Source organism: Echinicola salinicaeni (assembly GCF_014280965.1).
Classification (GTDB): Bacteria; Bacteroidota; Bacteroidia; order Cytophagales; family Cyclobacteriaceae; genus Echinicola; species Echinicola salinicaeni.
Window position 1 is genome coordinate 34397 of record NZ_JACODZ010000012.1, and the last position, 12075, is coordinate 46471.

A 12075-nucleotide genomic window follows, 5' to 3' on the forward strand; every position below is an offset into this window, starting at 1 on the left:
TACTACACAGCCTAGATTTTTTGCCTGCTGGCAGGCAAGGTTTGCCTACTTTTTCATCAATGGAAATGCGGAGCATTCATGATGACCATTAAGAATAAAACATTACCTGAATAAAAAGTAGGAAAGATCATTTAAGTAAAAAAACAGTATTAAATTTCCCTACGTGTAAAATTGCATATACACATATAATATTTATCCAAACAGGATTTTTTGCATGTGCTGGTAATTGTTCAGGAAATCCTTGGTCACCCTAAAAGTATCTGTTTCTTCATAGTTGATTTTTCGAATTCCCTTATTAGAAAACTCATAAATATCCGCATGAGGATAAGACAAAAGAATGGGAGAATGCGTCGAAATGATAAATTGGGAATTGTTTTTCACTAATCTATGAATATGGACCAATGCCTCCATTTGTTTGGATGGACTAATTCCAGATTCAATTTCATCAAAAAGGTAGAAGCCCTTTCCCAGTAGTCTTTTTTCTAATAAGGTCATGAAGGATTCACCATGAGACCTCGTATGCAGAGATCGATTTCCGTAAGCCAAGTGAATATCATCCCCTATCCGGTCTATCTCAGAAGCTACATTGTAAAAAGATTCGGCCCGTAAAAAGTAACTATCCTTGGGCCTTGTAATCCCTCTTATCATTTTTAAATCCTCAAAAAGGAGGCTATGCGTCTCTTCGGTGGCAAAGTGAAAGTGCCTGCTTCCGCCTTCCGGTTAAGCCCCATCCCAATAGCGATCGCTTCCAATAAAGTGGATTTTCCGCTACCGTTTTCTCCAACAAAGAAAGTTACAGGACAATCAAAAGACAGTTCCTTTAATGAGGACAAAGAAGGAATATCATTAGGATATCCCCTCTTATTGGTCTTTTTCTTTCGAATTGACTGCAAATAGTTCGGATTGTCATACATTATATTAGCCCCTTTCCAATAAGTAATTCATTAGGGTTACCATAGTAGATATAGTACTTTAATAACTATTCTCCTCTTTCATAAATTCTATATAGCTCTAATACAGCTTCAGTAACCTTGATACTTTCAGGAAGTTGTACTTCCATTTCATGTGCTATATTCTCAATAAGTCCTTTATACTTGTCCAGCCCTTCTTCATCCTCCTCTGCTAAGATCTTCAGTAAATATAGTGTACCTGACCATTCGATTTGGTATTTGTCCAAAGTGCTCCGAGCAATACTAACAGCTTCTTGATTTCTTTCGGTCAAATCCAGGTATTTAGCTAGGGTAAATGAAGTCCCAGAAGCTTGGACTAAATCAGTAGTAGAGGAATGTAAAAGTTCATATAATAAGTCTATTGCTTCCTCTTCCCTTTGGGTTTCAAACATAAAAGTGGCCATAAAATTCTGGCATGTTTGCTGAATAGCAGCGTAATCTACTTTTTCAATATTGGCCTCATGGAACGCTGTAAATAATTTCAGGTTTTCTTCATCAGTTCTTTTTGTTATAGAAATCAATAAATCACGAAAACTACTTTGTACAGGACTTCTTTGTTTCATTTTTTTAATTCTATTTAATTTCCATCATGTCAAAATTTACTTTGCTATATTTTTCAAAATGAAAAGCTAACTAAGATGGATACTTAAAAAACTGTTCATAAAAATTGAAATCAGGATAAAATATTCCTAGAATAAATTTAGCTACCCAATAATGTCTTACAAAAACTCATAGGATAATTATTCATTTAGCCTAAAGCTCCCTATTTATCCAATTGGCTACTTCCAAAAATGATTCCCTTGAATAAGACCTTTCTTTAATTTTTGGCTTTTTATCATTTTTTCCCATCAGGAATTTCAAACTATCCGAAGGCTGAGCCTGCTTATATGAATGGTTGATGCTGTCCAACAATATCACTTGGTAATTGCTTTTTGAACTCCTTTTAAACAAATTTTCAATGCCAGTTATATTCTCCTCCCACTCTAGCTTCTCATCCATCTTTCCATAGACCACCAATGCGGGACAGCTTATTTTTGGATAATATAATCCAGGTTCATATTGAATATAAGCGATCCTATGCGGATTCAGCCATTGGATAGAATCCATCTTGTAGGTCTTATCAAGGTTTCCGAAAAGCTTTGGGTCTTTATCCGCATACTTCTCATAATAATACCGCTTGCTTTCCTTAAGTAGACAATGCATGGTAGCTATATCCTCATTCTTATTTATTATTTTGATGGTCTCCCTAACGGACGAAAGCATCGCCTCTTTAATTTCTTCATTCCCTCTGTAGATTTTCTCCAAAGCCCCTGAAAACTGAGAATAACTAAGCCGATCACCTGCAATTCCCTGAGTTGACATCAAAACCACAAAATCAATCTCAGTGTTTCTTGATGCAGCAATAGCTACTGCGGCTCCTCCTTCACTATGTCCCACCAGTCCAATCTTGGCATGGGTAAATCGTGGGTCATCATGCAATGCCATAAAGGCCTTTTCTGCATCTGCGGCCTGTCCGTACATGGTATAGTCTTTTTTTCTAGCTAAAGCAGGATCAATAAATGATCGGTTATCATACCTCAGCACCGCAATGCCATTTCTTAGTAGAATATCTGCCAGCTCGCTGTATAAGCCACCATAATCCCTTGAAATAGGAAGTGGTGGAGAAACTAAAATAACCGCTTTCTCAATAGCATTATTGTTGACATTATTCGGAACACTTAGCGTCCCGGTTAAAATCAAATTATCAGCAGCCCTAAATAAAAAAGACTCTTCATGAATTTGTAGTTCCTTTCCCAACACAACGCTTCCCTTTCCTCCCCAGAGGAAAGTCCAAAAGTTGATGATTAGAAAGAAGGTAACTTTTATCATAGCTTCAATATAATATATAACCACAGATAAGAAGGATATAAATAACTCGTATTATCCCTTGTCTATTTGTGGTCAGATCATCAGAAGTTTTAGAACATGGAAATCAATCCTGCTTTAAAAATTGCCTGAGGACATAATGTAGAATCCCACCGTTTTTATAATAGGCCACCTCTATATCTGAGTCCAACCTACATACCACCTCAAAATTGATTTTGGCACCACTATCCTTTTCAGCCTCCACCTGTAATTTTTTCAAAGGCCTAAGCTCATCACTGATTCCTTTAATACTGATTTTTTCCTTGCCATCCAGCCCCAATTCTTCGGCAGATTGACCTTCAGCATACTGTAAAGGCAATACACCCATTCCCACCAAATTAGACCTGTGAATTCTTTCATAGCTTTCTGCAATAACCGCCTTGATTCCTAAAAGATTGGTTCCCTTTGCTGCCCAGTCCCTTGAAGAACCACTACCATATTCCTTGCCAGCCAAAACCACCAAAGGTGTATTCGCTGAAATATATTTTTCCGCACCTTCGAAAACAGTCATTTCTTCACCAGAAGGAATATGGGTCGTATAACCTCCTTCTTGACTAGCTAATTGATTTTTTATCCTGACATTGGCAAAGGTTCCCCTGACCATAACTTCATCATTCCCTCTTCTAGAACCATAAGAATTAAAATCCTTCTTCTCCACTCCTCTACCAACAAGATACTCTCCTGCTGGGGAAGTGGCTGCAAAGGCACCTGCTGGAGAAATATGATCTGTGGTAATAGAATCACCCAATTTCAATAGTACATGACTATTTTCAATATCCTTGGGTGCTGGCACTTCACTGGAAATTCCTTTAAAGAATGGGGCTTCCTTGATATAAGTTGATTTATTTGACCACTGGTAAACCTGGTCATCAGGTGCTTCAAGGGCCTTCCATTGCTCATTTCCTTCAAAGATTTCCCCGTAATTTTTCTCAAAGTCCCCAGGGCTGAGCACCTTGCCCATCACCTCAAAAATTTCGTCATTACTAGGCCAGATATCCTTCAGGTAAACAGGCTCTAAATTAGGGTCATAGCCAAGTGGTTCATTATTTAAATCTACATCCACCCTACCTGCAAGCGCATAGGCCACGACCAGCATAGGGGACATCAGATAATTCATTTTAACCTGTGGATGTACCCTAGCTTCGAAATTCCTGTTACCAGATAGTACTGAAGCCACTACCAAATCATTTTCTTCCACAGCATGGGCAATATGCCTGGGCAAAGGACCTGAATTACCAATACAGGAAGTACAGCCATAACCTACCACATGAAATCTTAGCGCTTCCAAATCATCCAAAAGTCCTGATGTTTTTAAATAGTCGGTCACCACCTTGGAGCCTGGTGCAAGTGAAGTCTTGACCCAAGGCTTTACATCCAGGCCTCGCTCCCTGGCCTTTTGAGCGACCAGACCGGCACCTATCATCACACTTGGATTGGAAGTATTCGTACAAGAAGTAATCGCAGCAATCACTATACTACCATCAGATAAAGCAAATTCTTCATTATTGATCTTTACCTCCACAGTTTTGAGGCCATTTTTGGTTTTGGTTGCTATTTCTACATCTTCCGGTAGATCTCCAGCCTTATGGGCAGGTTGACTGCCTCCTTCCCCAAACCAACGGCTTTTATCCCTCTTGTCAATTGGGATATATTCCCTTCCATGGACCTCCTCAAGCAACTCCCCAAACTTCTGCTTAAAATTCCTCACTAATATTTTGTCCTGTGGCCGCTTTGGACCTGAAACGGTAGGTTCAACCGTACTTAAATCCAATTCTACCAGGCTACTGTAGTGAATAAGTTCTTCATTCTCCCGCCAAAGCATATTGGCCTTGGCATAGTCTTCCACCAATTGTATTTGATCTTTTGGGCGGTTAGTCTTGGACATATAATCCAAGGTGCGGTCATCGATCGGGAAATAGGTCACCGTACAGCCAAACTCAGGAGACATATTGGAAATAGTGGCCCTATCTGGGACAGTTAGGTGATCCAATCCTGGCCCAAATACCTCCACAAACTTCCCTACCACACCATGCTTTCTCAACAGCTCGGTGATGGTCAATACCATATCAGTAGCAGTTGTCCCTAGGGGCAATTTTCCTGTAAGCTTCAATCCTACCACCTCAGGCATAATAAAATAAATAGGCTGGCCCAGTATGGCTGCCTCAGCTTCAATTCCTCCTACCCCCCATCCAACTACTCCTATTCCGTTTACCATCGGGGTATGGGAGTCTGTTCCCACCAATGTATCAGGGAAAACCTGACCATCTCTGGCTATTACACCTTGTGCCAGGTATTCAAGGTTTACCTGATGGCAAATCCCCATTCCTGGGGGAACTACCGAAAAATTGTCAAAAGACTTTTGTGCCCATTTCAAAAACTCATACCGCTCTCCATTTCTTTCATACTCTACGTCCACATTTTTCTTATAGGAATAATTGGTTCCGAAGTAATCCACTTGAACCGAATGGTCGACTACGAGATCCACGGGAATAAGGGGGTTGATTTTGTTGGGATCCTTACCTTTTCTAACTGCCTCAGCCCTTAGTGAAGCAATATCCACAACTGCAGGTACTCCTGTAAAATCCTGCATTAATACCCTTGCAGGTTTGTAAGGAACATCTTTATCACTCGCCTCAGGCTTCCAGCCCAATAAGGTTTCTGTATGTTCCTTCGTAATAGCAAAATCATCAAAATTCCTTAGGGCATTCTCCAAAAGAATTCTAATAGAGAATGGAAGTTGATTAATCTTAAAACCTTGCTCTTGAAGTTTCTCTAGACTCCAGTAGGTCAAGTTCCCTTTTGCTGATTCAAGTTTACTTTTGATTTTATATGGGTCTAATGGCATATGTTTGAAGATTATTGGTTAAAAAGACTTACTTATAGATAACTACCTCAAAAACAGATTGATTCCTTAATTTAAGTTTTTTTCGTTAATTGTAATTCCATTAATCAAGGGAAATTTCCTGACAAAAGGCCTAAAGAATCACCTGATCCTAAAATTAAATGAAAGTAGTTTTATATATTTTTTCGATAATAATAATTTGCGCAAGTCTCATGCCATTAGTAAAAAAAGACTATTGGACTTTTAGGGTTTTTGACTATCCGCGCTTCCAAAAGCTTATATTGATATTAACCTTAATAGTATTCTGGTTTTTTGAGGATTACAATAAATTAACACAAGTGGATTTTGGTATTTTAACTGTGCTTATCCTACTCTTTTTTTACCTATTGAAGCAAATAATTCCCTATTCTCCTTTCAGTACCAAAATGGTGAACTCTGCCAAAAAAGATGAAAAAACAACACTGTCACTACTTACGGCCAATGTCTACCAATACAATAAGAATTTTACAAAATGCATGAAACTGATCAAAAAACAGTCTCCTGATGTATTTATGTTGGTAGAAACGGACCAAGCTTGGGCCGATGCCATGGCAAGCCTTAAAACAGATTACCCTCACTATATAGAACTACCCAAAAACAATACCTATGGATTGCTTTTTTATTCTAAAATCCCCTTAAAAAACACTTCTATTAATTATTTAATCGATAATGAGGTCCCCTCCATTTTTACGGACTTGGACTTAGGTCATCAGATGATCAGAATTTATGGCATTCACCCTACGCCACCAGTTCCCGGAGAAAACACCCATAGTACCGAACGTGATGCTGAAATTCTATTGGTTGGCAAAAAAGCCAAAGCCTATAACAAACCATGTATTATAATGGGAGATTTGAATGATGTGGCTTGGAGCTACACTACAGAACTATTTCTCAAAATAAGTGGTTTGGGCGATCCGAGAATAGGTCGTGGGATGTTCAATACATTTCATGCCAATTATCCTATGCTGAGATGGCCACTGGATCATATCTTTGTCAGTAAACACTTCAAAGTAAAAAAACTGAAAGTTCAGCCGTCCATAGGTTCAGATCATTTTCCTATCAGTGTCGAACTGGTATTGGATAAATCAATGGAAAATGAGCAATTAAAAGCCGACCAAGAAGACAAAATTGAAGCCCAAGAAAAAATAATTAGCGGGATTGAATTCTAATCTAAACAAGCAAAAAAACACATCAACTGACACCTAAATCACTTGAACCGTATTCAGGCCTCAGACCTTATTTCAAAACATCTTAAAATAAAAATAGGGTGACCATGTATCTGGACACCCTATTTTGTTCTATTTTTTCCTTATACCCTTATTCTTGGGCTGCAGCTTCAGCTTCTTTGGCCTCGGCTTTTTCTTTTCTTTTATGCGCTTTTCTCATGATCCAAGCATATTTCAAGGCTTCAAGATTTTCATTCAATAATTCTGTGGTTACCTCTGCATTGGCAAGGCTTTCTTTTATATAGGCTGCAAACTCCTCATCGTTCAAAAGCATCCCAAGGGCATTATCTGTGGAATTCAATTTTCCGGTAGCCTCATTGATATTGGAAGCTGCTAAAGACGCCTCATCGGTGGTTTTTTCCAATTTGGAGGCAGTGCTTTTCAAGCTGGCAAAGATGCTGGTATCATTGGCCAGCTCATACATTAATGTACCTTCTTTTTCTAAGCTTGAAGAAAACTTTTTAAGATCTGCAGTAAGTTGATTACTATTTACGGCAGTTTGCTCTAAGTTGGCCATCATTTGTCTGAAGTTCTCAGCCAATAAACTATCTGTCAAAACTGCTCCTACTATGCCTTCTCCTTTGGCGATCTTTCCTGTAAGCACTTTCAAGTCATTAGTTATGGAAACTAAGTTTTCATTATTTTCTTGAAGGGTTTCCATCATACTATCTGTATCCAAAGGCATTATTGCCTCTAGCCGGTCCCCATCTTCAATTGCTGGCGCCTGGGTAGTTCCTCCATAAATGACAATGATTTTATTACCGATCAAACCATCTGAACTAATGGTAGCCTTGGAATCTTTTCGGATAAAGTCCTGGGTATTGGCATCCACATTCATTTCGATTTCCACTTGGGAATCTCCATAAAATCTAATTTTCGACACTGTACCGATTTTCACCCCAGAAAACCAAATATTATTCCCAGTCTGCAAACCTTCGACATCATCAAATACGGCCTTCAGTTTGTAACTTTTTACAAAAACCTTTTGCTGGGCACCCAAGGTCAATATTCCAGTTACCATAATAATGATCCCAATCAATACGAAGATCCCAACAATAACTGATTTTTTATTATCATTTCTCATTACACAATGAAATTATAGTCATAAAATGATTTCACTCTTTGATCTTGAGGATTATTGAAAACTTCCTCAAACTTTCCTTCAGCGCCAAACACGCCGTCCAATAATACTGCCACCCGGTCTCCTGTATCCTTTGCACAGGTCAAATCATGGGTAATGATGATAGAGGAAGTATTGAAATTTTCCCTAACCTCATTTATCAAGTTATTGATATCACTACAAGTAATTGGATCCAAGCCAGCGGTAGGCTCATCATAAAGCATGATTTCAGGCTTCAAGATCAAGGTCCTCGCAATACCTATCCGCTTTCTTTGGCCCCCAGAAAGTTCAGAAGGCATTTGGTTGATGGTTTGTAAAAGTCCTACTGCATCCAGCACTTCTTCAACCATCTTATTCTTTTCAGCTTTACTAAGTCCTTTCACATTTCTCACCAAAGGAAATTCAAGATTCTCCCTTACGGTCATACTATCATACAAGGCACTTGCTTGGAAGGAAAAACCAATTTTTAATCTCAGGTCATTCAATTGTTTTGCTGTAAGGTTAGACACCTCATCTCCCAAAACATTCATAATTCCCTCATCTTGGGTCAGCAACCCTACCATTATCTTGATCAATACAGATTTTCCTGTACCTGATTTTCCCAAAACCACCACGTTCTCACCCTTGTACAAATCAAGGTCCACTCCTGTCAATACATCCAAATCTCCGAATGATTTCTTAAGTCCTCTTACCTCAACTACTTTTTCCCTCATAACTTATGACATTCTCAAAAAGTTAACGATCTGCAATGCCAACAATTCCTCGATAAATATCAAGAACATGGCCAAAACCACTGCTGCGTTCGCAGCCTTTCCTACTCCCTCAGTACCTTTGGAAGAGTGGTATCCTTTATAACAGCCCACGATTCCGATAGTAAAACCAAAAACAAGGGACTTGATGATGGAGGAAAATATATCAAGAAAGGAAATTGCTTCAAATACCTGTACAAAAAAGGTGTTAATACTTACCATTTCCTTGCTATGCACGGATAAAAATGCACCCATCAATGCTACAAAATCCGTATACATCACCAAAATTGGAATCATGAATGTCGAAGCTAGCACACGAGTCACCACCAAAAACTTAAAAGGGTTAGTAGCAGATACCTCCATAGCGTCTATCTGTTCGGTAACTTTCATCGAACCAATTTCAGCACCTATGCTTGAACCTACTTTTCCGGCAGCAATCAAAGCTGTCACCAAAGGTCCCATAGCTCTTACAATGGCAATGGAAATCAATGCTGGCAACCAAGATGTTGCCCCAAACTCCGATAGTGAGGGCCTAGATTGATTGGTAAATACTATCCCAACGATAAAACCTGTCAAAGAAATCAAGGCCAAAGAATTATAACCTATCTTATAACACTGTCGGATTACTTCTTTAAATTCATATGGAGGTAACCAAACCTCCACAAAGAACCTTTTGACAAAAGCAAAGGCATCCGTCAGTGCCAACAACGTTTTATCTATCTTGGGACTTATGATATTTTCGTTTTTAGTTGATTTATCAGCCATAGACAATTAATGAAAGTGCGAAACTAATAATTTTAGATAGATTAGGCTTTATATAATTCCGATAATTTAATCCTAAAGTATATCATTCAAGATCTCTTTCTTTAAAGGTTTCGTCAAAAAACCACTTATCATATCATATTGTTTACTTTTTTCTTCATCTCTAGGATCTATGGAAGAAGAAAGCATTTTTACATCTACATATATGCCCAAATCAACAAGATGATCCAAAAACTCCCAACCCTTCATTTCAGGCATATTAATATCCAAAAAAAGTTGGTCAACCGGATTATTCTTGATCCACTCTAAAGCTTCTACTGGATTATCAAAAAAGTACAATTCTAAATCAGGATTGCACTTAAGAAGAATCCTCTTATTGATCATATGTTGAACCTTATCATCATCCACTACAAGGACCGACTTAACCTGATTCCTTTTGATTTTATCTGACATTTCTACTTGTAGCTTTTCACCATTTAAAATCTCATTCATCTTTCTTACTTCAATATCCAATTGCTCAGAAGATTGTTTGAGAAGACCTATTACATCCACCGACTTTTTTTCATTTGAATCAATCAAATTGATTATCCCAAGTATATTTGAAAGAGGTCGTCTAAGGTTATGAGAATTAATATATGAGTACTTTTTTAAGAGTTCATTTTGTTTCCGAAGATCTGTATTAAGCTGTGTCTTTTCTCTTAAGGTTTTCCTCAGGTCTGTATTATCCACAGCAGTGACAACTATGAATTCTTGACCATCAACTTTGAGAGAAATTGTATATAGATCAAGGACCCTTAAACCACCATTTATATCCCTCACTTTTACATCTTGGATAAGGCAATTATCCCCTTCAAAAATCTTTTCATTATCCTCATCAGTTAATGCTATAACCTCATTAAACTTTAGGTTTTTTTTACCACTTCTCTCAGATTCAAAATATTGCTCTGCGACATGGTTCACAGCGTAGATAGTCTGCCCATCTTTTCTTACTAACCACTTATATATTGGACTATGCATAAACATGGAAAAATAACTACTCCACAAATTACGCTCTCGCTCCAAAGCCCGGTCCACAAGAAAGTAAATCAGAATACCTGAAACAATAACAAAAAAGACTGCCTTAAAAACTTCTATCCAAATATACCTGGCAACTCCTATCTCTTCTAAAATTTCCCCTAAGTAAAGAGATGAAAAAGCCACCCATGTGCTTCCTATCAATATATATATTAAGGGGATTCTATAACTAGATTTCATTCCTGTTTTTAGTAAGGAACTAAGATAAAAAAATATCTCCAAAAATGGACCACCCAATGGCCCTTAACAAAGGCTTATTTTGATTTAGCTTCAACTAATTTTTTTAGCCTAGACTTATTTAGACTTAACTAAAATTATTTTAAATAACTATTTTTCAATAACTTAAACAACACTTATTAAACCACATTATAATCATTAATCTTCGTACTAAAACAATTCTTCCTTTGGTATTTATCATCTTTTATAGAAGCCTCTTTTATGGATATTCTCCCTATTTAGCGGACCTATAACTGCCTTCCCGACCCGATATCCGCTCTAGCAAAGCCTCCTTTCCCTAGGTGGCTATAAGCATTACTCTAGGCACTACTCACAGTTTTTGATCAAGAATAGACCTTCACCATCTTCAGTAACTATCTACCTCTTCTCCCCCTCTTTCAATTCAATGCTCACATTTTTAATTGGTCCCCCATTTACAAAATCCATCCTACACCCATCATATAGCTGTGCTAAAAAATGCAAGACGTTTGCCTTCATTTTATTAAAACTATTAGGTATTTTCCATGAGATGATTCTAAGTAATCAATTACCACATTTTAAAAGACTGGTATAAAACTGGAAAAATTCGTAAAGATGGTTCAAAAGAAAAAAAACAAAACAGGTAATTTTAACCATATAAACCAGTTAAATTTCACCAGTAAATAATCAACAGATCATAAAAACTAACCCTTACCAATCATGAGAAAATTAGCAATATTGATTCCCCTTTTCCTAGTCTTAAGTTTAGCAGGATTCGGTCAGGACAAATACGATCCAGGGCTTGCTGAAAAATACAAAGCAGATGATTATGGAATGAAGAAATACGTCATGGCATTCCTAAAAAGAGGACCAGAAGTAGCGAACTATTCTAAGGAAGAAAGAGACAAAATCCAGCAAGGTCATATGGCTCATATTGGAAAAATGGCAGAGGCAAAAAAACTGGTCTTGGCAGGGCCATTTTTTGGTGAGGGAGAACTCCGTGGAATCTTCCTTTTCGATGTAGACAATCTGGAAGAAGCAGAAAAACTGACCAGTGAAGATCCAGCGGTAAAGGCTGGAGTTTTGACCTTGGAATTACTAGAATGGTACGGATCAGCAGCTGTCATGGCTATACCGGAAATTCATGAAAAGATTCAAAAAATTGAGATTTAAAAATTGAAACCTTAGCAAAAAAAAACATGGCTGGGAAATT

The 12075-nt window shown here is 37.8% G+C and carries 11 protein-coding genes; 2 read left to right on the forward strand and 9 right to left on the reverse strand.

The window, feature by feature from the left end; genetic code table 11:
• Window positions 1-192 precede the first annotated feature (192 nt).
• From H7U17_RS20580 to acnA, 5 genes are all read right to left on the reverse strand, one after another.
• Complete coding sequence (locus tag H7U17_RS20580) at window positions 193-648, reverse strand: AAA family ATPase (protein WP_222439248.1); 456 nt, start codon at window positions 646-648, stop codon at window positions 193-195.
• A 2-nt stretch (window positions 649-650) separates the two neighbouring features.
• Window positions 651-893, reverse strand: a complete 243-nt coding sequence (locus H7U17_RS20585; RefSeq protein WP_222439249.1) for an AAA family ATPase — start codon at window positions 891-893, stop codon at window positions 651-653.
• Between the two features lie 86 nt (window positions 894-979).
• On the reverse strand, window positions 980-1513 hold the full coding sequence (locus tag H7U17_RS19360) for a hypothetical protein (protein ID WP_186758502.1): 534 nt from the start codon (window positions 1511-1513) through the stop codon (window positions 980-982).
• Window positions 1514-1703: 190 nt separating this feature from the next.
• Window positions 1704-2819 (reverse strand): alpha/beta hydrolase family protein, encoded by a 1116-nt coding sequence (locus H7U17_RS19365; protein ID WP_186758503.1) that lies wholly within the window; start codon window positions 2817-2819, stop codon window positions 1704-1706.
• 103 nt (window positions 2820-2922) lie between these two features.
• The gene (gene acnA / locus H7U17_RS19370) at window positions 2923-5700 is read right to left on the reverse strand and encodes an aconitate hydratase AcnA (protein WP_186758504.1); all 2778 of its coding nucleotides are present in this window, start codon (window positions 5698-5700) and stop codon (window positions 2923-2925) included.
• A 209-nt stretch (window positions 5701-5909) separates the two neighbouring features.
• Here acnA and H7U17_RS19375 point away from each other — a divergent pair, with 209 nt between their 5' ends.
• Window positions 5910-6905, forward strand: a complete 996-nt coding sequence (locus tag H7U17_RS19375) for an endonuclease/exonuclease/phosphatase family protein (RefSeq protein ID WP_230981502.1) — start codon at window positions 5910-5912, stop codon at window positions 6903-6905.
• A gap of 148 nt (window positions 6906-7053) precedes the next feature.
• Here H7U17_RS19375 and H7U17_RS19380 read toward each other — a convergent pair whose 3' ends face one another.
• The 4 genes from H7U17_RS19380 to H7U17_RS20680 all read right to left on the reverse strand — a co-directional run bounded on the left by H7U17_RS19380 (window position 7054) and on the right by H7U17_RS20680 (window position 10847).
• The gene (locus H7U17_RS19380) at window positions 7054-8046 is read right to left on the reverse strand and encodes an MlaD family protein (protein WP_186758506.1); all 993 of its coding nucleotides are present in this window, start codon (window positions 8044-8046) and stop codon (window positions 7054-7056) included.
• A complete protein-coding gene (locus tag H7U17_RS19385) occupies window positions 8046-8795 on the reverse strand; it encodes an ABC transporter ATP-binding protein (protein WP_186758507.1) in 750 nt (249 codons plus the stop codon). The genes H7U17_RS19380 and H7U17_RS19385 overlap by 1 nt, the downstream gene beginning before the upstream one ends.
• A 3-nt stretch (window positions 8796-8798) precedes the next feature.
• Window positions 8799-9596, reverse strand: a complete 798-nt coding sequence (locus H7U17_RS19390) for an MlaE family ABC transporter permease (protein WP_186758508.1) — start codon at window positions 9594-9596, stop codon at window positions 8799-8801.
• A 72-nt stretch (window positions 9597-9668) separates the two neighbouring features.
• The gene (locus H7U17_RS20680) at window positions 9669-10847 is read right to left on the reverse strand and encodes a response regulator (RefSeq protein WP_230981504.1); all 1179 of its coding nucleotides are present in this window, start codon (window positions 10845-10847) and stop codon (window positions 9669-9671) included.
• 735 nt (window positions 10848-11582) lie between these two features.
• On the opposite strand from H7U17_RS20680, the gene H7U17_RS19400 reads away from it, so the two are divergent.
• The gene (locus H7U17_RS19400) at window positions 11583-12035 is read left to right on the forward strand and encodes a YciI family protein (RefSeq protein WP_186758509.1); all 453 of its coding nucleotides are present in this window, start codon (window positions 11583-11585) and stop codon (window positions 12033-12035) included.
• Window positions 12036-12075: the final 40 nt, after the last annotated feature.